The organism is Staphylococcus sp. HMSC055A09, assembly GCF_001809655.1.
GTDB classification, from domain to species: domain Bacteria; phylum Bacillota; class Bacilli; order Staphylococcales; family Staphylococcaceae; genus Staphylococcus; species Staphylococcus capitis.
In genome coordinates this window covers 283,151-308,808 of the sequence record NZ_KV798369.1, presented here as the reverse complement: position 1 = coordinate 308,808, position 25,658 = coordinate 283,151, and the positions used below count along the sequence as shown (strand labels likewise).

At 32.1% G+C, this 25,658-nt stretch carries 33 protein-coding genes and 1 riboswitch; of the genes, 9 read left to right on the top strand and 24 right to left on the bottom strand.

Annotation, left to right across the window (positions count from 1 at the left end):
- Positions 1-57: 57 nt before the first annotated feature.
- From HMPREF2642_RS07110 to sufC, 12 genes are all read right to left on the bottom strand, one after another.
- A complete protein-coding gene (locus HMPREF2642_RS07110; RefSeq protein ID WP_030065008.1) occupies positions 58-447 on the bottom strand; it encodes a YutD family protein in 390 nt (129 codons plus the stop codon).
- 77 nt (positions 448-524) lie between these two features.
- Positions 525-1,442 carry a lipoyl synthase gene (gene lipA / locus HMPREF2642_RS07105; protein WP_002433269.1) on the bottom strand — a complete coding sequence of 306 codons (918 nt, stop codon included), beginning with the start codon at positions 1,440-1,442 and terminating at the stop codon, positions 525-527.
- Between the two features lie 83 nt (positions 1,443-1,525).
- On the bottom strand, positions 1,526-2,845 hold the full coding sequence (locus HMPREF2642_RS07100; RefSeq protein WP_030065007.1) for a bifunctional metallophosphatase/5'-nucleotidase: 1,320 nt from the start codon (positions 2,843-2,845) through the stop codon (positions 1,526-1,528).
- Positions 2,846-2,938: 93 nt separating this feature from the next.
- Complete coding sequence (locus tag HMPREF2642_RS07095; RefSeq protein WP_002433256.1) at positions 2,939-3,766, bottom strand: sulfite exporter TauE/SafE family protein; 828 nt, start codon at positions 3,764-3,766, stop codon at positions 2,939-2,941.
- Positions 3,767-3,778: 12 nt separating this feature from the next.
- Positions 3,779-4,627, bottom strand: a complete 849-nt coding sequence (locus tag HMPREF2642_RS07090; RefSeq protein ID WP_030065006.1) for a DUF72 domain-containing protein — start codon at positions 4,625-4,627, stop codon at positions 3,779-3,781.
- Between the two features lie 167 nt (positions 4,628-4,794).
- On the bottom strand, positions 4,795-5,862 hold the full coding sequence (locus HMPREF2642_RS07085; RefSeq protein WP_002433275.1) for an NAD(P)H-dependent flavin oxidoreductase: 1,068 nt from the start codon (positions 5,860-5,862) through the stop codon (positions 4,795-4,797).
- A gap of 24 nt (positions 5,863-5,886) precedes the next feature.
- Positions 5,887-6,912 (bottom strand): hemolysin family protein, encoded by a 1,026-nt coding sequence (locus HMPREF2642_RS07080; RefSeq protein ID WP_070597749.1) that lies wholly within the window; start codon positions 6,910-6,912, stop codon positions 5,887-5,889.
- 187 nt (positions 6,913-7,099) lie between these two features.
- The gene (sufB, locus tag HMPREF2642_RS07075; protein ID WP_070597748.1) at positions 7,100-8,497 is read right to left on the bottom strand and encodes a Fe-S cluster assembly protein SufB; all 1,398 of its coding nucleotides are present in this window, start codon (positions 8,495-8,497) and stop codon (positions 7,100-7,102) included.
- Between the two features lie 215 nt (positions 8,498-8,712).
- On the bottom strand, positions 8,713-9,177 hold the full coding sequence (gene sufU / locus HMPREF2642_RS07070) for a Fe-S cluster assembly sulfur transfer protein SufU (protein WP_002433278.1): 465 nt from the start codon (positions 9,175-9,177) through the stop codon (positions 8,713-8,715).
- Complete coding sequence (locus HMPREF2642_RS07065; RefSeq protein WP_176744845.1) at positions 9,167-10,417, bottom strand: cysteine desulfurase; 1,251 nt, start codon at positions 10,415-10,417, stop codon at positions 9,167-9,169. Before HMPREF2642_RS07065 ends, sufU begins: the two co-directional genes overlap by 11 nt.
- 66 nt (positions 10,418-10,483) lie before the next feature.
- Complete coding sequence (gene sufD, locus HMPREF2642_RS07060) at positions 10,484-11,791, bottom strand: Fe-S cluster assembly protein SufD (RefSeq protein ID WP_023350627.1); 1,308 nt, start codon at positions 11,789-11,791, stop codon at positions 10,484-10,486.
- A 99-nt stretch (positions 11,792-11,890) separates the two neighbouring features.
- Complete coding sequence (gene sufC, locus HMPREF2642_RS07055; protein ID WP_070597746.1) at positions 11,891-12,652, bottom strand: Fe-S cluster assembly ATPase SufC; 762 nt, start codon at positions 12,650-12,652, stop codon at positions 11,891-11,893.
- 323 nt (positions 12,653-12,975) lie between these two features.
- On the opposite strand from sufC, the gene HMPREF2642_RS07050 reads away from it, so the two are divergent.
- Positions 12,976-13,833 carry a polyprenyl-phosphate transporter PopT gene (locus HMPREF2642_RS07050; protein WP_030065002.1) on the top strand — a complete coding sequence of 286 codons (858 nt, stop codon included), beginning with the start codon at positions 12,976-12,978 and terminating at the stop codon, positions 13,831-13,833.
- Between the two features lie 78 nt (positions 13,834-13,911).
- Here HMPREF2642_RS07050 and HMPREF2642_RS07045 read toward each other — a convergent pair whose 3' ends face one another.
- Positions 13,912-14,100: a CsbD family protein gene (locus HMPREF2642_RS07045; RefSeq protein WP_002433364.1), complete on the bottom strand. Its 189-nt coding sequence runs from the start codon at positions 14,098-14,100 to the stop codon at positions 13,912-13,914.
- Between the two features lie 163 nt (positions 14,101-14,263).
- Between HMPREF2642_RS07045 and HMPREF2642_RS11735 the strand changes: the two genes are divergently transcribed.
- Positions 14,264-14,419, top strand: coding sequence for a hypothetical protein (locus HMPREF2642_RS11735; RefSeq protein ID WP_002433227.1), 156 nt, complete (start codon positions 14,264-14,266; stop codon positions 14,417-14,419).
- Positions 14,420-14,476: 57 nt separating this feature from the next.
- On the opposite strand, the gene HMPREF2642_RS07040 is transcribed toward HMPREF2642_RS11735, so the two are convergent.
- The 7 genes from HMPREF2642_RS07040 to HMPREF2642_RS07010 all read right to left on the bottom strand — a co-directional run bounded on the left by HMPREF2642_RS07040 (position 14,477) and on the right by HMPREF2642_RS07010 (position 19,082).
- A complete protein-coding gene (locus HMPREF2642_RS07040) occupies positions 14,477-15,289 on the bottom strand; it encodes a MetQ/NlpA family ABC transporter substrate-binding protein (protein WP_070597745.1) in 813 nt (270 codons plus the stop codon).
- Positions 15,290-15,310: 21 nt separating this feature from the next.
- Positions 15,311-16,006, bottom strand: coding sequence for a methionine ABC transporter permease (locus HMPREF2642_RS07035; protein WP_002433122.1), 696 nt, complete (start codon positions 16,004-16,006; stop codon positions 15,311-15,313).
- On the bottom strand, positions 15,999-17,024 hold the full coding sequence (locus HMPREF2642_RS07030; protein WP_002433504.1) for a methionine ABC transporter ATP-binding protein: 1,026 nt from the start codon (positions 17,022-17,024) through the stop codon (positions 15,999-16,001). Before HMPREF2642_RS07030 ends, HMPREF2642_RS07035 begins: the two co-directional genes overlap by 8 nt.
- A gap of 89 nt (positions 17,025-17,113) precedes the next feature.
- A riboswitch (SAM riboswitch) is annotated at positions 17,114-17,216 on the bottom strand.
- 57 nt (positions 17,217-17,273) lie between these two features.
- Positions 17,274-17,570, bottom strand: a complete 297-nt coding sequence (locus tag HMPREF2642_RS07025; RefSeq protein ID WP_002433313.1) for a thioredoxin family protein — start codon at positions 17,568-17,570, stop codon at positions 17,274-17,276.
- Positions 17,563-17,949 carry a toprim domain-containing protein gene (locus HMPREF2642_RS07020; protein ID WP_002452796.1) on the bottom strand — a complete coding sequence of 129 codons (387 nt, stop codon included), beginning with the start codon at positions 17,947-17,949 and terminating at the stop codon, positions 17,563-17,565. Before HMPREF2642_RS07020 ends, HMPREF2642_RS07025 begins: the two co-directional genes overlap by 8 nt.
- A gap of 227 nt (positions 17,950-18,176) precedes the next feature.
- A complete protein-coding gene (gene gcvH, locus HMPREF2642_RS07015; RefSeq protein WP_002433083.1) occupies positions 18,177-18,557 on the bottom strand; it encodes a glycine cleavage system protein GcvH in 381 nt (126 codons plus the stop codon).
- Positions 18,558-18,728: 171 nt separating this feature from the next.
- Positions 18,729-19,082 carry an arsenate reductase family protein gene (locus HMPREF2642_RS07010; protein WP_002433128.1) on the bottom strand — a complete coding sequence of 118 codons (354 nt, stop codon included), beginning with the start codon at positions 19,080-19,082 and terminating at the stop codon, positions 18,729-18,731.
- Positions 19,083-19,224: 142 nt separating this feature from the next.
- Here HMPREF2642_RS07010 and HMPREF2642_RS07005 point away from each other — a divergent pair, with 142 nt between their 5' ends.
- Positions 19,225-19,548, top strand: coding sequence for a thioredoxin family protein (locus HMPREF2642_RS07005; protein WP_002433224.1), 324 nt, complete (start codon positions 19,225-19,227; stop codon positions 19,546-19,548).
- A 75-nt stretch (positions 19,549-19,623) separates the two neighbouring features.
- Here HMPREF2642_RS07005 and HMPREF2642_RS07000 read toward each other — a convergent pair whose 3' ends face one another.
- Together HMPREF2642_RS07000 and aroD are read right to left on the bottom strand one after the other, a co-directional pair.
- The gene (locus tag HMPREF2642_RS07000) at positions 19,624-20,166 is read right to left on the bottom strand and encodes a nitroreductase family protein (RefSeq protein WP_070597744.1); all 543 of its coding nucleotides are present in this window, start codon (positions 20,164-20,166) and stop codon (positions 19,624-19,626) included.
- An 81-nt stretch (positions 20,167-20,247) separates the two neighbouring features.
- Complete coding sequence (gene aroD / locus HMPREF2642_RS06995) at positions 20,248-20,967, bottom strand: type I 3-dehydroquinate dehydratase (protein WP_030064992.1); 720 nt, start codon at positions 20,965-20,967, stop codon at positions 20,248-20,250.
- Between the two features lie 169 nt (positions 20,968-21,136).
- On the opposite strand from aroD, the gene HMPREF2642_RS06990 reads away from it, so the two are divergent.
- The 3 genes from HMPREF2642_RS06990 (at position 21,137) to HMPREF2642_RS06980 (ending at position 23,272) form a co-directional block, all read left to right on the top strand.
- Positions 21,137-21,559 carry an organic hydroperoxide resistance protein gene (locus HMPREF2642_RS06990; protein WP_002433175.1) on the top strand — a complete coding sequence of 141 codons (423 nt, stop codon included), beginning with the start codon at positions 21,137-21,139 and terminating at the stop codon, positions 21,557-21,559.
- A 408-nt stretch (positions 21,560-21,967) separates the two neighbouring features.
- Complete coding sequence (locus tag HMPREF2642_RS06985; RefSeq protein WP_030064990.1) at positions 21,968-22,474, top strand: GNAT family N-acetyltransferase; 507 nt, start codon at positions 21,968-21,970, stop codon at positions 22,472-22,474.
- Between the two features lie 180 nt (positions 22,475-22,654).
- Positions 22,655-23,272 carry a LysE/ArgO family amino acid transporter gene (locus HMPREF2642_RS06980; protein WP_030064988.1) on the top strand — a complete coding sequence of 206 codons (618 nt, stop codon included), beginning with the start codon at positions 22,655-22,657 and terminating at the stop codon, positions 23,270-23,272.
- 55 nt (positions 23,273-23,327) lie between these two features.
- On the opposite strand, the gene HMPREF2642_RS06975 is transcribed toward HMPREF2642_RS06980, so the two are convergent.
- A complete protein-coding gene (locus HMPREF2642_RS06975) occupies positions 23,328-23,912 on the bottom strand; it encodes a histidine phosphatase family protein (RefSeq protein ID WP_023350633.1) in 585 nt (194 codons plus the stop codon).
- Between the two features lie 211 nt (positions 23,913-24,123).
- Between HMPREF2642_RS06975 and HMPREF2642_RS06970 the strand changes: the two genes are divergently transcribed.
- Positions 24,124-24,360, top strand: a complete 237-nt coding sequence (locus HMPREF2642_RS06970; protein ID WP_002433110.1) for a hypothetical protein — start codon at positions 24,124-24,126, stop codon at positions 24,358-24,360.
- Here HMPREF2642_RS06970 and HMPREF2642_RS06965 read toward each other — a convergent pair.
- Entirely contained in the window at positions 24,352-24,555 is a 204-nt protein-coding gene (locus HMPREF2642_RS06965; protein WP_002432976.1) for a sterile alpha motif-like domain-containing protein, read from the bottom strand. The two genes, HMPREF2642_RS06970 and HMPREF2642_RS06965, sit on opposite strands and share 9 nt — an antisense overlap.
- 438 nt (positions 24,556-24,993) lie before the next feature.
- On the opposite strand from HMPREF2642_RS06965, the gene tsaA reads away from it, so the two are divergent.
- Both tsaA and tsaT read left to right on the top strand, forming a co-directional pair.
- Entirely contained in the window at positions 24,994-25,251 is a 258-nt protein-coding gene (tsaA, locus tag HMPREF2642_RS11845; protein ID WP_023350634.1) for a type II toxin-antitoxin system antitoxin TsaA, read from the top strand.
- A 32-nt stretch (positions 25,252-25,283) separates the two neighbouring features.
- Positions 25,284-25,469 carry a type II toxin-antitoxin system toxin TsaT gene (gene tsaT / locus HMPREF2642_RS06955; protein WP_002433387.1) on the top strand — a complete coding sequence of 62 codons (186 nt, stop codon included), beginning with the start codon at positions 25,284-25,286 and terminating at the stop codon, positions 25,467-25,469.
- Positions 25,470-25,658: the final 189 nt, after the last annotated feature.

Here is a 25,658-nt window from a genome sequence, read left to right as displayed (position 1 = left end):
ACTTATAAATCATAAAGGCCCATTAAATCGAGATATAGTGCTCGACTTAATGGGCCTTTATTTATCTTCAGTATCTTGTGTTTTCTCAGTATCTTGAATGGTAGGTTGTATTTTAACATCATGAAGTTTATCTATAAGATCCGCTTCATCCTCTACTTCGTCTACTAGTTCATTTTCGGGTATATGTCGTACTACAAAATATGGGCAACCAAAATTACAGTATTCTAGTATGTAATCTTGAATACTTGAAAACCGTTTACTTATCTCAGCTTTCTTATTACTATCTTTATAAAAACCTTTTAAACGTAATTGATCATAACCAAAATCACCAACTACATAATCATACTTATTTAAAATATCTGAGTATCTCGCTGCAAATGTTTCCTCATTGAAACAATCTCTATATTCTTCAATTAATTCAAAGTATTGTTCTTCTACTTTAATCATCGTTTCACCTAATCTAATTAATATAAAAACTTAGGTTGATGACGAACCAACCTAAGTTTCAGAATATATATTACATCTTATTTACTTAATTGTTCTTCACCTTGGCGTTGTCTTTCTTTAGCTGCTTCGTTAACTTGTTCATCTGCGTGATATGAACTACGTACAAGTGGACCTGCTTGGCAATGTTTGAAGCCTTTATCCATAGCAACTTTTCTCATTTTACCAAATTCTAATGGTGTATAATATTTCTCAACTTTAAGATGTTTACGAGAAGGTTGTAAGTATTGTCCTATTGTAAGGATGTCTACATCATTTGCACGTAAATCATCCATTGTTTCATAAATTTCTTCCATTGTTTCCCCTAAGCCGACCATAAGACTAGATTTCGTTGGAATATCAGGTTGTAGTTCTTTAGAACGACGTAGAAATTCTAACGTACGATCGTACGTAGCACGGGCACGTACTCTAGGCGTTAAGCGACGAACTGTTTCAATATTATGATTTAAAATGTCTGGTCTTGAAGCCATTAAGGTTTCAAGCGCTTCATAATCTCCACCCATATCCGATGGTAAAATCTCAATCGTTGTAAATGGGTTTCTTTCTCTAACTTTACGCACTGTTTCAGCGTAGACATTTGAGCCTTGGTCTCTTAAATCGTCACGAGCAACTGCAGTAATAACCACATGTTTTAAGTTCATTAACTCTACTGATTCAGCGACACGTTCTGGTTCATTTAAATCTAATTCATTCGGCAAACCAGTTTTAACCGCACAGAATCGACAAGCTCTTGTACAAACAGCCCCTAGAATCATAAACGTAGCTGTACGTCTAGCTCCCCAACATTCGTGTATGTTTGGACACTTTGCTTCTTCACAAACTGTGTGTAAATTTTTCTCACGCATCATCTTTTTGAGACCAGTATAGTTTTCGTTCGTGTTAAGCTTAATCTTCAACCAATCTGGTTTACGCAAAATTTCTTCATTTTTAGTCGCCATAACAACGCATACCCTCCTGTTTAATATCTCTTCGTTTATTATAACGAAATTAACAATAAATTAAAATCTAATATACGTTAAATTTAAAATCTAAGCAACTTTTCCTTGAAAATGTCTCTTAAAAATTCTGGCATGATATAATCTGTTGGCAAGCCTTTTAAAATTGGGAAATATCTACCAAATGTATACATATCGACAGTACCTAACGTGTATTGATGATCTGTTTGAATTTCTTCACCATTTATGAAGTATCTATTTTCAGATTCTATGAATCCTAGATTATAAAGAATATAACCACCGAAAATGTCACCTCTAAAACCTAAGCCTTGAGCATGTTCATGCATGTATTCCTGTTTTTGGCTCTTTTGAATGACTTTAATTAATTCGTCACCGGTTAAACGAACCCTCACTAAGTTAATCGGATGCGGTAACATACGATGAATATCATATTCCGTGACTTTATCAGCCTCTATACTATTCACAATTAACCCAGCATTCACTAATGCACAATCTGCATGCGTAAATTCATAAACACTCTCTGCTAATAAGTAAGAAGTTTCGGTAATGACATCCGTTTTTTTCAGTAATTTAACATGATGGTCAATGACAGGCTCACTTAATAAAGCTTTACCTTCTTCTTCAAAGTGCGTTTCAACTTGTGGTAACGCATCGAGAGGATGTAATTTCGCTTTTTTATCAGAGACTTTACCATGTTCGATGGTTAGGTTGACTTCTCCTAAGAAATGACCATATTTCCCAGCTGCGGCCATAAGTACGCCATTGTTAAATTCACCATTTTCAAAGTAATGGTGTGTATGACTCCCGAAAATGACATCAATTTCAGGAATTTCTTGGCATAATTTCTCATCAAAGAAAACACCCACATGGCTCATAACAATTAAAATATCAAATTGACCCTTATGAGCTTCAATTTCATCTTTAATTGCCGCTAATGGATCAGTCACAACCCAATCCAGTGCTCTGTAAAAAGGAGTGAATGGTGCTGTTGCAGCCACAAATAATATACGACTACCTTCAATTTCTTTAATATATGAAGACGTTATATGATTAGGTAAATATCCTTTCTCATCAAACACATTTGCACATATGACTTTAAAATTCGCGTCAGTGTATAAATTTTGTAGTGCTTCATGAGAAATCGTCATACCTTCGTTATTACCAATCGTCGCAATATCACAATGTGCTTGATTAAGTAATTCAATATTCTTTTTACCAATCGTTGCTTCTGTGACAGGGGCTGATAAATCTACATGATCACCAATATCTAAATAAAGGGAGGGATGTTGAAGTTGTGGTCGATGGCTAGCCATATAAGATTGAATACGGGCATATTCATTTAAGTGACTGTGAATATCGTTTGTATGATAAATTGTTAATTCCATGACACGTCCCCCTCTCAAATTAATCAATCAATTATACTTATTAGTTACTTTAGCATTTAACATCTCTATCTAAAAGTAGAAGTGCTTAGAGTATTACAAGAGAGATTTAATTATTAAATATGCGCCTAATAATAACATGACTGTTCTTAGTAGCATGACTACAGTATCTGATTTAAGTGAACGATTCACTTTAACTCCAATTTGCGCTCCAATAATACTAGAAATAATCAATGCCACTGAATAACCCCAAGCAACATGACCTTGTACAATGTGTCCAATAGAACTCATTACACTTGAAAAGAAAATCATCATCATACTTGTTCCTACAGCAACATGTGGTGGAAATCTAAATACAATGAGCATTAATGGAGTCATTAGAGCTCCTCCACCTATACCAAATAAACCGGTAAGTATACCTATAAATAAAGTTGCGACAAATGCAAAGAATGGTGGCACACTGTAATGATAGGTTTTACCCTCTGCATCAACATATGTACGTTCATATTGTGGTTTATCAAATATTTTGAAAGGTTTAATTTTATGACGCACCATAAGCAATATTGCTACACAAATCATAAAAATACCAAAGTATAAGTTAAATGAATCTAAAGTTAAAAATTGACTCAAAAATGAACCTATGAGCGATCCTGGTAATAAGCCAAAAAGAAAAATAGAACCGTTTTTTATATCAACTTGTTTCGTTTTTAAATAACCTAATGAAGATGATAATCCTGTAACGATAAGGATAACTGAAGATGTACCAATAGCAATCTGTGGAGTGATGCCATGAAGTATATGATGATTTACTCCTAAATATACAAGCGTCGGCACAATAATTATGCCGCCTCCTATACCTACAATTGACCCTAAGATTGCTGAGAGTCCACCTATTAAAACAAGTAAAATAATAGTTAATAACATGATATTCGCCTCTTAAAATAATTTTAATTGTTGTGGAGCTAAACCTTCATAATCAATACCTAGTATGTCTTGATATGTTTTAGCATTTTGAGCTGCATGTCCACCAGAATTATTATTAAAAATTACATAAACTTTTTTAGCTTTTTGATTTAGGATTTTAACCTTTTGTGCTAAATCTTCAAGTTCTTCTTCATTATAATCATACAAATATCTAACATCTCGCCATTCTTGATCTGTCATATCTTTTTTCGTCCATCCATGACGATTACGGCCATGATAACGTACAAAAGCTACTTGGTTTGTAATTCTGTTAACGAGAGGAATACTACCTTCTTTTACTTGAGGTTCATCAACAACAGAATGTATAATTTGATGATCTGTTAAAAATGATAAAGTTTGCTCTTTAAAACGATCATCGAACCAAGATTGATGTCGGAACTCCACGCACATAGGAACTTCCTCTAATTGCTTTCTTACATATAAAATGTAGTTAATATTTTGAGCGTTGCAATCAAACCATGGTGGAAATTGAACTAGGACCATCGCAAGTTTATTATGCTCTTTAAGAGGCTCAAGCATCTCTTTAAATTGTTCAAATAATTCACTACGTGTTTCCGCATATTCTTTATAATCTGCATGAAGGGTTAATGCTTGGTGTATTTTTACAATAAATTGAAAACGTTTAGGCGTTTCATTTATCCATTTCATTATGTTTCGTTCTGGTTGAATTGCATAATATGAGGCATCTAATTCCACTATGGGAAAATGACTAGCGTAAGTCTTTAACTTGTCACTTTTGCGGTCTAAATCCTCATATAATGTATCATGGTCTCCCCAACCAGTAAGACCTATTTCTATCATTTTTATCACCATCAACATGATACCACACTATAATAGAGTGGTTCACTCGAACAAGCTAAAATTTACATATTCTTTATTATTATAAAAATCGATGATTTTCATATAAAAAAGAGAAGGATACTCCGTTATTATCAACGGATGCTTTCCCTCTCTTAATTGAACTATATCTATATAAGTTGTAATTTCTTATTCACTTGCGATATGACTCTATCCATTATCATTGCAGCATGCATTTTCTCAGCAAGACGTGGAGATTGTCCACTCCACATATGTGTAAGTTCTCTATTACCATCTTGAGCTGCAGCTTTTCTGATACTATTAGTCAGTTGATTTTGAATTGGATAATCAGGAATTTCGCCATCAAACTGATTCATTTCATCAATAAACTCATTATGAATCCCTCGTGCATACTTACCACTAAATACTTTAGTAACTACAGTGTCTGTTTCCTTGCTTCCTAGAATAGCATTTTTTAATAAATCACTCGCAGCACTTTCATCAGAAATCAGGAATGCTGTACCCATTTGCACACCTTGTGCGCCAAGCATCATGCTCGCAAGCAAACCTCTACCGTCCATAATTCCGCCTGCAGCTACCACCGGTACCGTCACATTATCTACCACTTGAGGTACAAGCGACATTGTTCCTATCATAGGCTCATCATCGCCATGATTTAAAAATGAACCCCTGTGTCCACCTGCTTCACTGCCTTGTGCGACAATGATATCCATTCCTGAACGCTCATTTTCAATTGCTTCATCAACACTTGTAGCTGTACCGACTAAAGTGACATTTGCTTCTTTAAGTTTTTGAATTGTTTCTTCATCAGGAATACCGAATGTGAAACAACATACAGGCACACGATACTTAATAATTAAATCAATCGCTTGTTTAAACTGTATATCCTCTGTGACATTGACAACAGGTTCCTCTAAATTAAATGCACGTCTATATGGTTTCAACCAAGCATTCATATGATTAATTTGGTCTGGTAGATAACGATTTTTACTAGGAACAAAGAGATTCACGCCAAAAGGTTTATCAGTCAATCGTTGCACTTCTAAAATTTCATTTTCCAACTTTTCAGCATTAAAATAACCTGCACCAATTGTGCCTAAACCACCACGTTCACTAATAGTTGAGACTAGGTGAGGCGTCGTACTACCAGCCATTCCTGCTTGAATGATAGGATATTGTATGCCCAATACTTTCGTCATTCCATTTTCATTCCACATCATGTTTCACCCTTCTTAATAAAGTTATCGGCCTTTCATACTTTGAGGAAGTCTTTGATTTTTTAATTTTTCTTCTTCTTCTTGATCCATTTCATCCTCAATTTCCATGCCTAGTAATTCTTCAATTAAGTCTTCATGTGACACAATCGCATCGGTACCACCATATTCATCCAACACAATCGCTAAATGCTTACGCGTCACAGTCATTTTACGAAGCACCCATTCCGCTCGATTGTGCTCGTTTACAAATAGTGGGCTCGATACATAATTCGTAATTTTATCGTCTTTATGCTTACTCCATGCTAATAAATATTTTGAATGAAATACACCGATAATATCATCAATATCTTCATCATACACCGGATACCTTGTATAAGGTTCATTCATAACTGTTTCATATGCTTCATCATAAGTGACTTCTTTTGAAAATGCCACTACCTTCACGCGTGGTGTTGTATCTACATCAGTTATCTTTAATTTTTCAAAGTCCATCACATTTTGCAAACGTGCATTTTCAACTTCATTAAATGCACCTTCTCGTCCTGCAATATTTAATAATGTACGTATTTCTTCTTTTGAAAAACGCTTTTCCACAGGTTTTCCTCGAGAAAACAAATGATTAATACCGTCTGTCATTTTATTCAATACGAATGTGATAGGCTTTAAAATAATAACTAAAATATTGATAATTGGATAAACCAAACGTGAAATTTGATCTGGAAATGTCGCAGCAATTGATTTCGGAATAACCTCTGAAATTAAAATAATTAATATAATTATAATTACAGAAGCAACGACAATATTGACTCCCTTTCGAATAGCTAAAATAGCTACTAGAATAGGTAAAATAATATTTGCTACGTTATTAACTATAAGAATAGTCGTAATAAATTCATTGGGTTTATCTAATAATTTTGAAAGTCCTTTAGCTTTTCTGTCACCATCCTTCGCAGCAGTTTGAAACTTAGTACGATTAGCAGCAGTTAATGCCGTTTCACTTCCAGAGAAGAAAAACGAAACTAAAAATAAAATGATAATCGAGACAATCATGATGTATTCTCCTTATAAAATAATCATTGTGAACTTTTATACACTATTTCCCAAGAAATAAACATTCGAAACGATAAACCACTATGACAATAAATGAATCAAATAAATAACCTGCCAACAACTCTGATATAAGGTTGATGACAGGTTTAATATTCTAAATTATTAAATTCGTAACTTTAGTGTATAATTAGCCGATTGAACCTTCCATTTCGAATTTGATTAATCGGTTCATTTCTACTGCATATTCCATTGGTAATTCTTTAGTGAATGGTTCAATGAAGCCCATAACAATCATTTCAGTGGCTTCTTCTTCAGAAATACCACGACTCATAAGATAGAATAATTGTTCTTCTGACACTTTAGACACTTTAGCTTCGTGTTCTAATGAAATATTGTCATTAAATACTTCATTATATGGAATTGTATCAGACGTAGATTCATTATCTAAGATTAACGTATCACATTCAATATTTGAACGTGCACCTTTAGCTTTGCGTCCTAAGTGAACGATACCACGATAAATAACTTTACCACCATTTTTAGAGATGGATTTAGAAACGATAGTTGAAGATGTATTAGGAGCTTTATGAATCATTTTAGCACCGGCATCTTGAACTTGACCTTTACCAGCGAAAGCAATTGATAATGTACTACCTTTAGCACCTTCACCTAGTAATACACAGTTAGGGTATTTCATTGTTAACTTAGAACCTAAGTTACCGTCTACCCATTCCATGTTACCATTTTCATGAACAAAAGTACGTTTAGTAACTAAGTTATAGACATTGTTTGCCCAGTTTTGAATAGTTGTGTAACGAACATGCGCATCTTTATGCACTATAATCTCAACAACAGCCGAATGTAATGAGCTTGTTGAATAAACTGGTGCAGTACAACCTTCAACATAGTTTACTGATGCACCTTCATCCGCAATAATTAAAGTACGCTCAAATTGACCCATATTTTCAGAGTTAATACGGAAGTATGCTTGTAAAGGTGTATCTAATTTAACGTTTTTCGGTACATAGATAAATGATCCACCTGACCATACTGCTGAATTTAATGCCGCGAATTTATTATCTGCAGCAGGTACAACAGATGCAAAGTATTCTCTGAATAAATCTTCATTTTCACGTAATGCACTATCAGTATCTTTGAAGATAATTCCTTTTTCTTCTAATTCTTTCTCCATGTTGTGATAAACAACTTCTGATTCATATTGTGCAGATACACCAGCTAAATATTTTTGTTCAGCTTCAGGAATACCTAATTTGTCAAACGTACGTTTAATTTCTTCAGGAACTTCATCCCAAGAACGTTCTGTATGCTCTGATGGTTTAACATAATAAGTAATATCATCAAAGTCTAATTCTGATAAGTCTCCACCCCATTGTGGCATAGGCATTTTATAGAATAATTTCAATGCTTTAAGACGGAAATCTAACATCCATTGCGGTTCTTCTTTCATCTTAGAAATTTCAGTAACGATATTTTCTGTTAAACCTCGCTCTGATCTGAAAATGGACACATCCTCATCGTGGAAACCATATTTATAATCTCCAACATCAGGTGCTTTTTTAGCCATTTTAATCACTCCTTGAATTGATAATTAATAAACAACGTGCGCATGAGATTTTTAATTTATATAGTTAAAAGTGTAATACTTAAAAATGACTATTCTTTAAAGTTGTAATATATATTATAACAACATACTGTAGTCATCTAAAGACTACATAATTGCTATAATTTAAGTTTACCCGATTCATTTTAAAACACACTGAAGAAGATATTAATAATTAATTATTCTTCTTCAGTTGTGCCTTCTGCTTTACCTTCTTTTTCAACTGTACCTTTTTCTAGAGCTTTCCAAGCAAGAGTTGCACATTTGATACGTGCTGGGAATTGAGATACACCTTGTAATGCTTCAATGTCACCCATCTCTTCCGTAATTTCATAGTCTTCACCGAGCATCATCTTAGTGAATTCTTGGCTCATTTGCATAGCTTCAGCAAGAGAATGACCTTTTACCGCTTCTGTCATCATTGATGCACTTGACATAGAAATTGAGCAACCTTCTCCTTCGAACTTTGCATCATTAATTATACCGTCTTGAATATCGAATGTTAGACGAATACGGTCACCACATGTAGGGTTATTCATATCCACTGTCATTGAGCCGTTATCTAAAACACCTTTATTTCTAGGGTTCTTATAATGATCCATAATTACAGATCGATATAGTTGATCTAAATTATTAAAATTCATAAGAGAAAAACTCCTTCGTTTGTTTCAATGCTTGAACTAACTGATCAATATCCTCTTTAGTGTTGTAAACATAGAAACTTGCTCGTGCAGTTGAGGATACATTAAGCCATTTCATTAGTGGTTGTGCACAGTGATGTCCAGCTCGGACAGCCACACCTTCAGTATCAACTGCTGTCGCAACATCATGAGGGTGAATATCTGAAAGATTGAAAGTAATCACACCTGCTCGACGATCTTTAGGTGGTCCATATATTTCTAAACCTTCAATTGCAGACATTTGATCGTATGCATATTCAGTCAGCTCTTTCTCATGCTTGTGTATAGCATCAAAGCCAAGGTCTTCAATGTAACGAATCGCTTCACCTAAACCAATAGCTTGTGCAATAAGAGGTGTTCCAGCTTCAAATTTCGTTGGTAAATCGGCCCAAGTAGCATCGTATTTACTAACAAAATCAATCATATCTCCACCGAATTCTACAGGTTCCATATCTTTAAGTAATTGACGTTTACCATATAAAACACCAATACCTGTAGGTCCTAACATCTTATGTCCACTAAAACTATAAAAATCAGCATCAATATCTTGCATATCCAAGGCCATATGTGGTGCGGCTTGAGCGCCATCAACACTAATAATAGCACCATGTTCATGTGCGATGTCTGCAATCGTTTTAACATCATTAATTGTACCTAAGACGTTTGATACATGTGCAATAGCTACAATCTTAGTTTTTTCATTTATTGTTTCTTTAATGTCATCTACTCTAAGTTCGCCTTCATTAGTCATTGGGATAAATTTTAGTGATGCATTTTTACGCTTAGCTAATTGCTGCCATGGAACAATATTCGCGTGATGTTCCATCTCAGTCACAACTATTTCATCGCCTTCTTCGACGTTAGCGTCACCATAACTACGTGCAACAATATTGATTGATGCAGTTGTCCCTCTAGTGAAAATAATTTCTTCAAAATATTTAGCATTAATAAATCGACGAACAGTTTCACGAGCACTTTCATAGCCATCTGTTGCTAGTGATCCTAAAGTGTGAACACCACGGTGGACGTTAGAGTTATAACGTCTATAATAATCATCTAATACATTTAACACTTGAACAGGCGTTTGACTTGTAGCAGTTGAATCAAGATACGCTAAGCGCTTTCCGTTAACTTGTTGTTCAAGAATCGGGAAATCTTTAATGACATTGTTCACATTAAAAGTTTTTTCGGCCACTATATTCACGACCTTTCTATAGTTAAAAATCTCGTTTTATTGGGTTAATAATTTTTGAAAATTTAAATTAAAGATTTATTTAGAAACTTTACGTTCAATAACTTCTCTTAATTGACGTTTAACGTCTTCAATTGGTAATTCACGAACTACTGGGTCTAAGAAACCATGTATAACTAAACGTTCAGCTTCAGTTCTTGAAATACCGCGACTCATTAAGTAATAAAGTTGCTCAGGGTCAACTCGACCTACTGACGCAGCGTGACCTGCTTCAACATCGTCTTCATCAATTAATAAGATAGGGTTAGCGTCACCACGTGCATTTTCAGATAGCATTAGTACACGAGATTCTTGATTAGCGATAGATTTAGTACCACCGTGTTTAATATAACCAATACCATTAAACACTGAAGATGCATTTTCTGTCATTACGCCATGTTTTAAGATATAACCGTCAGTTTCTTTACCATACTGAACAATTTTAGATGTTAAATTAATTTTTTGGTCACCTGTTCCAACTACAACTGATTTCAATTCACTTGTTGAACGATCACCAATTAAGTTAGTAGTATTATCAATAATTTGACTACCTTCATTCATTAAGCCTAATGCCCAATTAATAGAGGCATCTGCTTCAGTTGTACCACGACGAATAATGTGACCGGTAAAACCTTTATCTAAGTAATCTACAGAGCCATAAGTGACATTAGAATTAGCTCCTGCAATCACTTCTGAAACAATATTAATTTGATTATCTTCACCATTTGCATTAGATAAATAATTCTCTACATAAGTTACTTCTGCACTTTCTTCAGTAACAAGAATAACGTGATTATAGAAACTTGCATTATCGTCGTCATGAAGTACAACGTATTGAATTGGATGTTCAACTACAACATTCTTAGGTACATATACAAATATACCACCATTCATTAATGCAGTGTGTAGCGCTGTTAAACGATGTTCATCAATATCTACAGCTTTAGTCATGAAGTATTTTTGAACTAATTCACTGTGATTCACCAATGCTTCTGATAAACCTTCAATAATGACACCATCTTTTTTAGCTTGGTCTGACACTTGACTATAAGCTAAATCGTTATTGTGTTGAATCACTAAATTTTCAGAGTTTTCAACATCGATAATTTGTTTTACTGATTCTGGTAATTCGCTAAGGTTTTCATATGCACTGCCTTTTGTTTCATGTTGTTTAAATGTATCAAAATTCCATTTTCGTAATTTTGTTTTATCAGGTTTTGGCATTTCTAAAGTTTCTGTTAATTTCAACGCTTTTTTACGTAATTCTGTCATCCAAGAAGGTTCATTGTGCGCTTTTGAATAATCAACAAGTTGTTCTTCAGAAATGTTCAAAGTTTCAGTTGTCATAACTTTCTTTGCCTCCTACTTGATGAAATATAATTTGCTTAGTATGTTCATTTTCATCATTAAAAGTGAACATCTCATTGTAAAAAGTCCTATTGACGACTATTCAGCTGCACCAAATTCTTCTTTAACCCATTCATAACCTTCTTCTTCAAGGCGTTTAGCTAGCTCTGGGCCACCAGATTTAACTACTTTACCACCATACATAACATGCACTTTATCAGGTGTGATGTAGTTTAATAAACGTTGATAGTGCGTAATCATTAATGCACCAAAGTCTTCACCACGCATTTGATTAATTCCTTTAGATACAACTTTTAAAGCATCAATATCTAAACCAGAATCAATTTCATCTAGAATAGCGAATTTCGGTTCTAACATCATTAATTGTAGAATTTCGTTACGTTTTTTCTCCCCACCAGAGAAACCTTCGTTTAAGTAACGTTGAGCCATATCTTGATCAATATCTAAGAAATCCATCTCTTTATCAAATTTCTTGATAAATTGCATTAAATTAATTTCTTGTCCTTCTTCACGTTTAGCATTAATAGCAGAACGCATGAAATCAGCATTTGTAACACCAGTGATTTCTGAAGGATATTGCATTGCTAGGAATAAACCTGCTTTAGCTCTTTCATCAACTTCTAATTCTAAAATATTAACGCCGTCTAATAATACTTCCCCTTGTGTCACTTCATAACTTGGGTGTCCCATGATTGCAGATGATAATGTTGATTTACCAGTGCCGTTAGGGCCCATAATTGCGTGTATTTCTCCTGTATTTACAGTTAAGTTTACACCTTTTAAAATTTCTTTATCCTCAATAGACACATGTAGGTCTTTGATTTCTAATGTTGATGACATTTATATTCCCTCCGTAAAATATAAAGTTTTCTTAACTAGTTTATAATAATTTTAATCTGTAGTCAAAAAGACTTAGTGAATTTCAATTCTCTTTATTATAACGCACTTAAGCACTAATATAAACTTTTTAAACCGTTTATTTAGATTAATTCTTTAAATAAAATTATTTTTATTTAACTCGTAAAATTTCATTAAATGATAAAGATAAGCTCAATTTCTCAATAGCCAATTTTTAGACAAAATAAAGGGTTTGTTTCCCTAAAATTTGAATTTTGTGATATTATGCAGTTTAACCTTTAAATCTTAAATGAAAGGAGCCATTCATGAACAACTTCAAATGGACGAATATTCTTAAAGGTTTTGGCATGGGTACAAGTGATTTAATTCCTGGTGTAAGTGGTGGAACAATAGCTTTACTGCTAGGTATCTATGATGATTTTATTAGTTCTGTAAGCGGACTGTTCTCGAAACGTTTTTGGCCGAGTTTTAAATTTTTACTTCCTATTTTATTAGGAATGGGTTTAGCCATCGCTTTATTAAGCAACTTATTCAACTATTTATTAAGCTATCACGAAATTCCAACTATGTTCTTTTTCACAGGATTGATTATTGGAATCATTCCATACTTACTAAAAACTTCTAACTTTAAACAAACCTTTAAAACCAAGCACTATCTAATGATTTTAATTGGAATTATTATTTTGGTCATCATTACACTTCTTAATAATGGTGATAAACATTCTGGCGAAACATTAACTCTATCTTTTGGTCTTATTATTAAATATTTTATAGCTGGTATGTTCGCCTCAAGTGCAATGTTATTACCCGGAATCTCTGGATCTTTTATGTTATTAGTATTTGGTGCCTATGGGACGGTAATGTTTTCAATCTCTGAGCTAGTGAAATTAAATTTCACAGCATTACCTATTTTAATCATCGTTGGATTAGGTATTTTGACAGGATTTATGCTGTCTAGCCGTATGATTCAGTACTTCCTACATCATCACACAACGATGACGTTCGCATTGATTATTGGATTTATAATTGGTTCAATTTATGCAGTTTTCCCAGGCTTTCCTGAAAATGGTCTAGTTTGGATAATCTCATTTTTAACAATAATTATAGGCTTTATTGTTAGTTTTACCTTAGGACTAATTACAGCAAAATCAGATAATCAATAAATTTTAATATTTTTAACACAATAAAGCCCTCACGTACGATTCTGTACCTGAGGGCTTTTTAAAAGTAACGAGACAAATTTATTTGTCGCCTTTAAATTTATCAATTACATCGTTAGCTTTTTCTTTAGCGTTATCAACAACTTCTTTAGCTTTACCTGAAGTTTTATCTTCTTTGCCTTCTTGTTCTAAATTTTTATTATCTGTAGCGTTACCTACTGTTTCTTTAATATTACCTTTAGCTTGTTCAAATTTATTATCTTCAGCCATTGTAATTTCCTCCTTATGACTTTATCTTTATAATTTATACCCTCTAAAATCTAGAATAAACATCAATGTAATGATAATAGCTTAATTTTTTATTTTAAAGGATTGCTTTATACAGTGATTTTCATATACTAAAATTACCAAAAGCTTTTTAAGGAGTGTAGTTATGAAATTTGTCAATATTACATCTATGACTGAAGGTGGACTTAATAAGAAAGTTAATCGTTTTTTAGAACAAAATCCAAATATAGAAGTCTTAAAATTTGATTATCAAATGGGATACGGTGGTCTCGGTGTAGGTATTCTTTATAGAGTAGTATAAAATTTAAATAAAAAGATCACTCTCTTAACATATGCGTTAAGAAAGTGATCTTTTGTGTTACTTAGCTGGTACGACTGCACCATCATATTTTTTATCGATATAATCTCTGATTTCTTTAGATTGAAGAACTTCCATTAAAGCTTTAATTTTCTTATCATGTTTATGTCCTTTTTTAACTGCAATTAAGTTAGCATAAGGATTATCTTTGGCTTTCTCTAAGGCAATTGAGTCTTTTTTAGGACTTAATTTTTGGTCAATTGCGTAGTTAGAATTGATGATGACTGCATCAGCTTTTTGATTTTGGTAAATTTTTGGTAAGTATTCGGCTGATTGTTTGTTATTAAATTTGATATCTTTTTTATTCTCTTCGATATCACTAAATTTAGCGTCTTCAATCTTAACGCCTTTTTTAAGTTTAATTAAGCCTTCATCCACAAAGAATTTTAAGAAACGTCCTTGTTCAGCAGGATTATTTGAAACGTAGACCGTTGCACCTTTAGGTAAATCTTTCAAACTTTTATATTTTTTAGAGTAAACTGCCATAGGTTCTAATTCTACATCTCCAGCAGATTCAATTTTGTATCCTTTTTCTTTACTTTCAGTTTTCAAGTATGGTGTATGTTGGAAGAAGTTTGCGTCGATTTCACCTTTATCTAATAATTTATTAGGTGTAGTGTAATCGTTAATTGTTTTAATCTTTAAGTCATAACCTTTTTTCTCAAGTAATGGTTTAGCTTTTTCTAAAATTTCAGCGTGAGGGGCTGGAGAAGCACCTACTGTGATTGTTTTCTCTTTGTCACCACCGCTACCACAAGCAGCTAAAGCAACTGTTAATGCCAAAACTAAAATAATACCTAAAATTTTTTTCATTGAACGTTTTTCCCCTTTTCTTTAGCGTTTATCAATTTTATTTGTAAGCCAATCCCCAAGGAATTGAATTATAAATACAATAATTAAAATGAATACAGTTGAAACTAATATGACATCATTTTGATTCCTAGTAAATCCTGTTAAGTATGCTAAGTTACCTAAACCACCTGCCCCGATTACACCTGCTATGGCAGTTGAACCAACTAAAGCAATAGCGGTTACAGTAATACCTGAGACTAAAGCTGGCATCGCTTCAGGAAGTAGTACTTTGCGTACAACAGTCCATGTGTTAGCTCCCATTGACCAAGCCGCTTCAATTACACCTTTATCAATTTCTTTAAATGCAATTTCTACTAAACGAGCATAGAATGGAGCTGCACCAATTATAAGTGCAGGTAATGCTCCTGTCGGTCCACTAATAGTACCTAAGATGACACTCGTAAATGGTATGAGTAATAAAATTAAAATAATGAACGGAATGGCTCTAAATAAGTTCACTATAAATGAGACAATTGTATAGAAAATTCGAGCTGCTGGTGAATGACTCTTCGCAGATAGGAAAAGTAACACACCTAAAATCAAACCAAATATAAAGGCAAAAATAGTAGAAACAATTGTCATATACAGCGTTTCTAAAATAGCTTGCCATACATCTGGCCATTGAACATTAGGCATTGTAAACATTTCATGAAAAATTTCGCCATAAGACTTACCCATGTCTCAACACCTCCACATTCACATGTTGCTCATGAAGATCATTTTTAAAATGTTCAAAGCTATCATTATTAATGTGTGGAATATGTATCACTAAGAATCCTATAGAACCATTTCTAGTATTCTTGATGTCAGCTTCCAGAATATTAACGTCAATATTATGTGTTTTCGTGATATACGAAACAATAGGTTCAGTTGCATTATCACCAGTAAAGTTCAATCTCACTATGTAAGAGTCACTCGCTAATGGTTCTAATTCATCTAAAGAATCTTCAAAATCATCATTTAAATCGTCTTTAACAAAGCGTTTTGTAACCGCGTGTTGAGGATTCTCAAACACTTCACTTACTTTACCTTGCTCTATTACTTTACCGCTTTCCATTACAGCAACTTCATCACATATACGTCTAATTACGTGCATTTCATGAGTAATTAAAACGATAGTTAGATTTTGCTGTTCTCTTACTTTAAGTAATAGGTCCAAAATTTCGTCAGTTGTTTGAGGGTCTAAAGCACTTGTAGCTTCATCACAAAGTAAAACATCAGGATCATTTGCTAATGCTCTAGCAATACCTACTCTTTGTTTTTGTCCCCCAGATAACTCTGATGGATAAGCACTTTCTCGTCCTTTCAAACCTACCAATTCTACTAATTCGAGTGCTTTTTGCTTCGCTTTACCACTTGGGACTCCTGCGATTTCAAGTGGAAATGTGATATTTTTTAAAACGGTTCTTGACCATAATAAGTTGAAATGTTGGAAAATCATACTTACTTTTTGTCGTTTTTTTCGTAGCTCTGATTTAGATAATTTACTAATATTGTCCCCGTCAATTATTACATCTCCTGAAGTTGGAGATTCCAAGTTGTTGAACATTCTAATTAGTGTACTTTTACCAGCACCAGAGAAACCAATAACGCCAAAAATTGAGCCTGATTCAATATTTAAATCAACGTGATCAACTGCAAGAACATCTTTGTTCTTAGTATGATATCGTTTAACTATTTGATTTAACTCAATCACGTTAATAGCCTCCTTAAATTGCATATATAAATTAAAAAATGCTTTCTCAACTTATAGAGAGTTGAGAAAGCATTCTAAAAATCTTCTTTCTCTCATCTTCTAAAGTTGAACTTTATGTGAATTGGCACCATTTCTATATCAGACGGTTGCCGGGCTTCATAGGGCACATCCCTCCACCTCTCTCGATAAGAGTTGTCGCATCATTTAATTTGTATTAATCCTACCATCGTACTAGAGTTTCGTCAATAATTATTTTAAATTTTCTAACAAATAAGGAACTGATTGAAATGCATAGATTCTATTTTCTTCTTTGTCCTTATTCATTACCAATAGAACAGGAACTGACATTATTTCTTTTTCTTTACTAAAATCCGGATGAAAATTTAAATCTACCTTCTTAATAGGCAGCTGTAATATATCATTAGCAATATCTAACATTCTTTCTGAGACTTTACATGTCCCACACATAGGTGTATATCCAAATATAAGATGTTTATCTTCATTATAGTTTTCTGTTATATCTTCGAGATCGATTGTACTACTCATTAACTAAAACTAACCTTTCAGTGTTTAAATTAGGCATTAGATTCTTCTCTTTTCGCACTGCGAATCCGTATCTATTTAAAACATTAGCTAAATAGTTTTTAGGACATTTAGCTACTTCACAATATGTTTTATCAACATATATATGTTCACTTTCGCTTAAATATCGCTTAAACCATTTTCTAATTTTTTCTCCTTCATCATCAGAATCTGCAAGAACATAAACTTGTTTGCCATAAAGTGATTCTATCATATCATCGATTTTATCTATACTCATGGTCCCATGGGTACAAATAATACTTACTGGTTCTGCAATAACTTGTTGCACTCGTTTCTTATCCGACTTACCTTCAACAATGATAACTTTATTCACAATAGTCATGTCAATCCACCTTCTAAGAGTCGATAGTTAACTGTCACTTACATCATTCACAGAATCCTCAAAAACTAAACATTTTTAGAAACACTTACCACTTTAGTGGTTAGTGTTTCTTATGCGTGAGCTTTAGCTCAGGCGTTCCTTTTTTCACTTAGCACTTTAGTGCTAAGTGTTTCTAAGTTAATCTAAAAAAAACTCCTTGATTATATTAATCGAGGAGTTTAAACATACTATTCACCAATCATCTCAGAATATTGCTCTGCTGATAATAATTGATCTAATTGACTTTGATCACTAATCTCTACTTTTACCATCCATGCTTTTTCATATGGTGATTCGTTAACAAATTCAGGACTATCTTCTAATTCGTCGTTAACTTCGACGATTTTACCTGAGATAGGCGCATATAATTCTGATACAGTTTTAACTGATTCAACACTACCAAAAGTATCGCCTTCATTTAAATCTTCATCTGTTTCAGGTAATTCAACAAATACGATATCACCTAATTCATTTTGAGCATATTCTGTGATACCAATAGTAGCTACATTATCTTCTACTTTAACCCATTCATGTTCTTTAGAATATTTAAATTCGCTCGGTACTGCCACGAGAATCCCCTCCTAATTATTAATTACATTTTAATGATGCCACACTGATATTGTTCAATCAACTAATATCTAAAAGATTTAATATGATAAAATTCGTGTTTATTTATGTAAAATATCATATTCGCATCATTTCAGTTTTTAATGTTCACTTTTAAAATAAATATTTAAATACTATAACCAAGTATCTTTATACTGATCTTCTTTAAATCCTAAAGTGATTTTTTCTCCAGAGATAGCTAATGGACGTTTTACCAACATTCCATCAGATGCTAATAAATCTAATTTTTCATCATCTGACATGTCTTTAAGTTTATCTTTCAAATTAAGTTCACGATATTTAGCGCCATGAGTGTTAAATAGTTTATTTACTTCAACACCTGTTTTTTCAATGATATCTTCAAATTCTTTTTTAGTAGGTGTGTGTTGTACGATATCAATAGGTTCATAGCTCACACCATATTCATTTAAAAATTTAGCGGCTTTCTTACAAGTCGTACAATTTGAATATTGATAAAATTTAATCATTCGTTTGTTACCTCCTTCTCTTTATTAAGACAAATATATCATTTTCTTTAGGAAAACGCTCTACTTTTTAAGCTAATATTTTTATAAAAAAGATATCATTGGTTATAATAAATTTACTAATAGTGAAAAGGAGCATATAACTATGCAAGGTATTCATAAAACAGAAGACTTTAATTCTACAATCAATAGTAAAGAACCAGTTATTATCAAATTCGAAGCAGATTGGTGTCCAGATTGTAAAGCAATGGATATGTGGATTGACCCTATTACAGAAAAATATAATAACTATCATTGGTATGTAGTAGATCGTGATGAGTTAGAAGATGTTACTACTGAAAATGATGTTATGGGTATACCAAGCATCTTAATTTTCCAAAATGGCGAAAAATTAGCGCATTTACATTCGGCTAATGCGAAATCACCAGAACAAGTCGAATCTTTCCTAGATGAAAACTTAAATCAATAAAAATAAAATTAGAGCTTTCTCTACAAATTTAAAGTAGAGAAAGCTCTTTTTTAGGTACTTTGAAAATTAAAATAATTACTCAAACTTAGTGATTAAATTTTTATTTTTACGTTTAGCTTTAGTTGGCTCAACTTCTAAATCCGTTAGATACATGAAACCAGCTAAAATTTCATCATCTTGAATATCTAAAGCTCTACGTACTTTAGGTTCAAAAATATAGTGAGGTGTTTTCCAACATGTGCCAATTCCCGCTTCGTAAAGTAACAACATTAAATTTTGAACAAATGCTCCAAATGCAAAGTGATTTTCTCTGTTTTGTCTTTGTCTAGGATCATTTTTCAAAATGAGTAATAATAAACCACCTAAATTTGTTACAGCATTATAATGATCTTCTCTTTTTTCGGGATGATCTGGAAATGCAAATCGAGTAATGTCATGACTAAAATCACCTAATTTGTCTTTTGAAACATGAACGACTCTCCAAGGTTCACGCATTCCATGATTTGGAGCGTCGGTAGCTTTTTCGATAGCATCATATAATGCCTTATCGTCAATCACCATATCATGTTTAAATTTTTTTATACTTCTTCTATTAGATATAGCTTCTTGTAATTCCACTTTAATTCGCTCCTTCTACGTTCGTTGATAACAATTATCAATTATAAGTCACAAAACCGTTAAATTCAACTTATTCGTTTATCATTGATAAAATTCAAGCTGTTGTTTCAGAGCTTTAACATGAATTTGACCAGGAGCTTGTGGCTCACCTAAGCAACCGTATGAAATCGATCCCCCAAACACCCCTTGTGCAACACGACTTACTAATCCTAGATGAGACATAGATATTCCGATAACTTTATAAGGTGTATTATCAGAAGTCACACTCATCGCCTCTAATAAATGTAGTACATCTTCTTTATTGTTTGGCATTACTGCAAGTTTTAAATATTGTGGTGCTAATTTTTGCATTTTGTAATATATAAATTTAATCTCTTCTAATGATGGTGTTTCTTCAAAATTATGATGCGATAACACTACGTTTAAATTCTTTTCTTGAGCATCAGTGATTAATTGAGCATATTGATCTGTATTTATAGATCCACTCCATTCAATATCAAGTAATTCAAATTGGGCATATTCAATCAATAGCTTAAGAATATCTATATAAGTTGTTTCTTCAACATTTCCTTTACCACCTTGTTTAGAGGTACGATAAGTCACTAAAATCTTAAAATCCAAATTCAATCCTCTTAACTGTTGAATCACAGTATCAACATTTTTAATAACAAAGTTCTCCCACTGATCTATTCGTAGTTCTACGATATCTATATAGTCTTTATATTTTATTAATTCATCTAAGCACAATTGCGTTATTGTTTCTTCTGGCGAAATGGTTACTGCAACATCTACTTGCGTCATGATATCCCTCTATTCATAAGAATAATATTAAGATTATTTTATATTAATTTATTCACAACTTACAAATGATGATTGGGAGATTGATTTTTATTTAAAGAATTTAATCATGATTTAAAAAATCTAGCACTGGGTATGGTAAAAATATATAAAGATTTAGGAGGTAATAATAATGGCAGTTCAATATGAAACTAAAGCTACAAACGTTGGTGGACGTAAAGGACATGTACACACTGACGATAACGCAATAAATGTTGATGTATTACCACCACAACAAGCTGATGGAAATGCTACAAATCCTGAACAATTATTTGCAGCAGGTTACGCTTCATGCTTTAATGGTGCTTTTGATCTTATTTTAAAACAAAACAAAGTACGTGATGCTGAACCAGAAGTTACTCTAACAGTACGTTTAGAGGACGATCCAAACGCTGAGAGTCCTAAATTGAGTGTAGATATTGATGCAAAAGTTAAAAATGTTTTATCTCAAGAAGATGCTGAAAAATATTTACAAGATGCACATGAATTCTGTCCATATTCAAAAGCAACTCGCGGTAACATTGATGTAAATCTAAAAGTAGAAGTTATTGATTAATCATTTTAGTCATTTCAATTAAATATCTAAGTGTTACTTATAGCTACCAACCTTTGTAAAAGAAGTGTTGGTAGCTTTTTTCTTTCTAAACAGTACATTTCTAACAGAAATTTTCAAACTTAAGTTTATTAAAATTTTTTATTAAGATTTAGTAAACATAATTGTATGATTACAATATCTGATAAAATAGTATGTAGTTAAACCCTTTTAAGATATGGATATAGATGAAATTTCAAAATAATATTTTTATAATTTGAATTTCCACATAATTAAATTATCACAAATGCTTTTTGTTAATATAAAACGATTATTGCGTATTTTTAATAATTCTTTTATTATGTATTTGATAAGTATCTTAGTCTAAAGATATTAAATATGTTTTTATTTTCTTTGAACCTGGAGGTCAACATGAAAAATATCCGTGTATTAAATACTGATGATTTAGAATCTTATAAAGAATTAATGTCAAACGGCTATCATAATTATGCTTGGGATCAATATTATTTAGAACATGTTACTGAAGAATGTCTAAACTCTATTCTCTCGGAAGAAACAAAGTATTTAAACGTTTTCGGCGCATTTGATAACAATCATCTTGTTGCAACATGTACGTTAAAGCAAATAAAATTTGTTGAAAAGCGTCATAAAGCCGTTTTAGAGAATAATTTTGTTAAAGATAATGATGAAATTATTAATAGAGAGCTCATTAATCACATAATTGAATTCGCTAAAACACAAGGTATTGAAATGTTGATGACCACAATCGCTTCAAATAACATAAGTGCTAAAATATTTTTCAGTTCTCTCGGGTTTGAAAATTTAGCCTTTGAAAAAAATGCTAGTAAAATTGGGGATGAATATTTAGATGAGAATTGGCTCATTTACTATACTTCTGACATTCCATCGAATTCTTAAGAAAGTTTATTTAAAACATGCGTAAATGGGGTATGGAAGATACCCTATCTGCGGGCGTATGTTTCCGCTATGATTTAGTTTTTATAAATATACATAAGTGTTAGACATTATTATTTTTAAAAGTTATAATTAGCTTAAATTATCAGAATTTTCAATCTTTAAAGGCTGGTGATCCCCTTTATGAGCGAAGCAGTAATACACGGTTTTCTCTTAGCTATAGGGTTAATCTTACCCTTAGGCGCACAAAATGTTTTCGTTTTTAATCAAGGAGCAAATCAATCTAAGCTAATTAAAGCCTTCCCAGCAGTTATTACAGCAGGAATATGTGATTCTATACTAATTAGCTTAGCGGTTATCGGTGTTTCTTTAGTATTAATGTCACTACCTCTTTTACAAATCGTAATCTACATTATTGGACTTATTTTTCTGCTTTATATGGCATGGACGCTTTGGAATGAAACGCCCGATCCTATTAAACAAGAAGGTGGACTATCTACAACAAAACAAATAAGTTTTGCTTTATCTGTCTCTTTATTAAATCCACATGCAATTATGGATACTATTGGCGTTATAGGTACAAGTGCGTCCGCTTACGAAGGAAATAACAAATTCGCTTTTACTTTAACATGTATATTTGTTTCATGGATTTGGTTTATCTTCTTAGCTTTATTAGGTAAATCAGTGGGAAGAATCGATAAATCAGGTAAATTATTAGTTGTGATAAACAAGTTATCTTGCATTATCATTATAGCTGTTGCAATTTTAATCATTAAAAAATTGTGTCAACTTCTTTTTTAGTACAAATAAGCTCAAGCCCATAATATAGCTATTTAAGGACTTGAGCTTATTATTTTTAGTTTGTAGGATCAATGATTTCTATGAATTTAAATTGATTATCATCATATTCAAATTTTAAGATATGACAATTACCGATATCATAAGTACTACCCTCTTGATTACCTAACACCTTTCTAATAAATAAACCGATCGTACTACCATGGCTTACTGCCAAAGCTGTTTGATTAGTTTGATTAGCGACGACATCCTCAAGTGTTTCATAAACTCTGGATTCAACCTCAGATTTTGATTCACCACCAAAGGGTACTACATAATCACCATATAAATTCTCAGGCTTTTTAATTGCCTTTAATAACTCAATACTCTCTCCTTCAAATAAACCAAAACCCCATTCTTTAATACCTTTTAATCTTTTATAATTTTGGTTAGGCACTGCATTTTCAAGAGTTTCACAGGCACGTTCTTGTGATGACGATACTATTGTATCAAATGTAATATGATGCTTTTCAAAATAACCTTTAGCAGACTGAGCCTGCCTAACCCCTAATGTTGTTAATGGCGAATCACTCGCACCTTGAATTCTTCCTTTTAAATTGAAAACTGTTTGACCATGTCTCATTAAATATAATGTTTTAGTCATAATAAACACCTCTTCACTACAATGACTTACTTTTACTATTTAGCATTCTATACAATTTCTATTTCAATATTCATTTAATCATTATGAAAATGAGATGTAAACGACTTCTAATAATATACATATTTGCTTATCTGCATATTAAATTGTTTTAAATTTGTGAGTATGGGTATAACTTAACATCAGATTTACATTTACTAAAGGAGTGTCTATTATGGATAGTCATAATCAATGCAATTATGTAAATCCTAATTCAGTTTCGTTAGACTGGGAATGTTTTATTATTAGTAAAACTGATATGTTATTAGATGGCGTTCCAAAAGAATTGATTAATGCATGGTTAGACAAAGATCTTATTGAACCTTTTTCTATAAGAAATAACGAAGTTAATTTCAAGACTAAAGATGTATGGGAAGCGCTTAATACTCATAATTGGTATTACTCAAATTAATTTATATAAACTAATTGCTCTATTCGTACTTTCAATTAACTGATGGTCTCTATAGTGATCAAGCACGTATGCACGAATGGCTTTATTGTTTTTTTCTTCACGGGGAAAATGAATATCATCTAAAATATAATTTGCTAAACTACCTAAAGGTGTATCATCATTTATAAAACCTAAAATAAAATCATAAAAAGTCATTCCACCTCAACCCCTTTTCCACTTATTAATAGCTAAGTTATATAGTATTACTCTTTATCATACCAAATTACTCGAGATTGTCTATGTGCAAAATTTTACTTTTGCACTTTTTTTATTATGCTCTTTTAAAATTCATCACATATAATTACATTTAAAATATTTCATAATCTTTATTGGTTTCTTATTTAGTAATCATTTACTCTTAAATACAATTAACTTTTCATGACCTAAATGAGTCCAAAACTCTCACAAAATACTTCATCATTTACAAATTTAGTAAACTTTCTAATTCATTTGTTTTACAATATCTTATGAGTATGAGTAAATTAAAATGTAAATTGTATATAATTAAAAGTAATTGATTTACCTGTGAGTAATTAATGATATTATAGTATGTAAAAGACTTTATGCTATACGTGTCTAATGAGGTGGCCACCTATGAAAATATTTAGTATAAATGTGATTAATATTTTATTGACCATATTATTTATAGCCTTTAATGTGCTTATAACTTATAACGCAAATGTTGATAATCAATTATGGTTGATACCAGGATTATGTATTTGTGGCGTCGCTTTATTCACTAGTCTAATAATAGCTATTATTTACACTGATTTGCTAAGCGAAATTATATTTTTCATAAATATAGTATTAGCACTTTACTATATTTATCCTATTTTTTACGACTTCTTGTAATTAAGTAACACTGAGATAAGGAGGGAATCATTGTGAGTTTGCATTTTCAAATATTGTTATGGCTAGCAATTATATTTATTGTCGCTGGAGCTATTATTTTAACAATTATGCTTAAGACTAAGAAAGAAGAAAGAAAAGAATCTTATTTAGGATTTACTGTAATATTCTTGATTTTTGGATTTGCTATGCTTATATACACACTCATTTTCGGATTGTAACCTTTTTTAGTAGAGCGGATATTAATTGCAATTCGCCTTTGAATTCAGTTAGCTCATGCTAATGTTGATTTTTAGCTAAGTCATTAATTTTGACTTAGCTTTTTTATTTTTGAAAATGAAGTTTATTTTACATATAGAGTCATTTAATATAATAATTAATTTAGTATATTTAATGAAGGAGTTTTCACT

Bases quoted from the DNA above. Each gene is read 5' to 3' on its own strand.
- HMPREF2642_RS11735 (WP_002433227.1), top strand. From the start codon at position 14,264: ATGAAATTTGTCAATATTACATCTATGACTGAAGGTGGACTTAATAAG.
- HMPREF2642_RS07010 (WP_002433128.1), bottom strand. From the start codon at position 19,082: ATGATTAAATTTTATCAATATTCAAATTGTACGACTTGTAAGAAAGCC.
- sufD (WP_023350627.1), bottom strand. From the start codon at position 11,791: ATGACAACTGAAACTTTGAACATTTCTGAAGAACAACTTGTTGATTAT.
- HMPREF2642_RS07040 (WP_070597745.1), bottom strand. From the start codon at position 15,289: ATGAAAAAAATTTTAGGTATTATTTTAGTTTTGGCATTAACAGTTGCT.
- HMPREF2642_RS07035 (WP_002433122.1), bottom strand. From the start codon at position 16,006: ATGGGTAAGTCTTATGGCGAAATTTTTCATGAAATGTTTACAATGCCT.
- HMPREF2642_RS06980 (WP_030064988.1), top strand. From the start codon at position 22,655: ATGAGCGAAGCAGTAATACACGGTTTTCTCTTAGCTATAGGGTTAATC.
- HMPREF2642_RS06970 (WP_002433110.1), top strand. From the start codon at position 24,124: ATGGATAGTCATAATCAATGCAATTATGTAAATCCTAATTCAGTTTCG.
- tsaA (WP_023350634.1), top strand. From the start codon at position 24,994: ATGAAAATATTTAGTATAAATGTGATTAATATTTTATTGACCATATTA.
- lipA (WP_002433269.1), bottom strand. From the start codon at position 1,442: ATGGCGACTAAAAATGAAGAAATTTTGCGTAAACCAGATTGGTTGAAG.
- HMPREF2642_RS06990 (WP_002433175.1), top strand. From the start codon at position 21,137: ATGGCAGTTCAATATGAAACTAAAGCTACAAACGTTGGTGGACGTAAA.
- HMPREF2642_RS07080 (WP_070597749.1), bottom strand. From the start codon at position 6,912: ATGATTGTCTCGATTATCATTTTATTTTTAGTTTCGTTTTTCTTCTCT.
- HMPREF2642_RS07020 (WP_002452796.1), bottom strand. From the start codon at position 17,949: ATGACTATTGTGAATAAAGTTATCATTGTTGAAGGTAAGTCGGATAAG.
- HMPREF2642_RS07025 (WP_002433313.1), bottom strand. From the start codon at position 17,570: ATGAGTAGTACAATCGATCTCGAAGATATAACAGAAAACTATAATGAA.
- HMPREF2642_RS06965 (WP_002432976.1), bottom strand. From the start codon at position 24,555: ATGACTTTTTATGATTTTATTTTAGGTTTTATAAATGATGATACACCT.
- HMPREF2642_RS07085 (WP_002433275.1), bottom strand. From the start codon at position 5,862: ATGTGGAATGAAAATGGAATGACGAAAGTATTGGGCATACAATATCCT.
- HMPREF2642_RS07095 (WP_002433256.1), bottom strand. From the start codon at position 3,766: ATGTTATTAACTATTATTTTACTTGTTTTAATAGGTGGACTCTCAGCA.
- sufB (WP_070597748.1), bottom strand. From the start codon at position 8,497: ATGGCTAAAAAAGCACCTGATGTTGGAGATTATAAATATGGTTTCCAC.
- HMPREF2642_RS07005 (WP_002433224.1), top strand. From the start codon at position 19,225: ATGCAAGGTATTCATAAAACAGAAGACTTTAATTCTACAATCAATAGT.
- sufU (WP_002433278.1), bottom strand. From the start codon at position 9,177: ATGAATTTTAATAATTTAGATCAACTATATCGATCTGTAATTATGGAT.
- HMPREF2642_RS07045 (WP_002433364.1), bottom strand. From the start codon at position 14,100: ATGGCTGAAGATAATAAATTTGAACAAGCTAAAGGTAATATTAAAGAA.
- HMPREF2642_RS07050 (WP_030065002.1), top strand. From the start codon at position 12,976: ATGAACAACTTCAAATGGACGAATATTCTTAAAGGTTTTGGCATGGGT.
- aroD (WP_030064992.1), bottom strand. From the start codon at position 20,967: ATGACGCAAGTAGATGTTGCAGTAACCATTTCGCCAGAAGAAACAATA.
- HMPREF2642_RS07110 (WP_030065008.1), bottom strand. From the start codon at position 447: ATGATTAAAGTAGAAGAACAATACTTTGAATTAATTGAAGAATATAGA.
- sufC (WP_070597746.1), bottom strand. From the start codon at position 12,652: ATGTCATCAACATTAGAAATCAAAGACCTACATGTGTCTATTGAGGAT.
- HMPREF2642_RS06975 (WP_023350633.1), bottom strand. From the start codon at position 23,912: ATGACTAAAACATTATATTTAATGAGACATGGTCAAACAGTTTTCAAT.
- HMPREF2642_RS07090 (WP_030065006.1), bottom strand. From the start codon at position 4,627: ATGATAGAAATAGGTCTTACTGGTTGGGGAGACCATGATACATTATAT.
- HMPREF2642_RS07100 (WP_030065007.1), bottom strand. From the start codon at position 2,845: ATGGAATTAACAATTTATCATACAAACGATATTCACAGTCACTTAAAT.
- HMPREF2642_RS06985 (WP_030064990.1), top strand. From the start codon at position 21,968: ATGAAAAATATCCGTGTATTAAATACTGATGATTTAGAATCTTATAAA.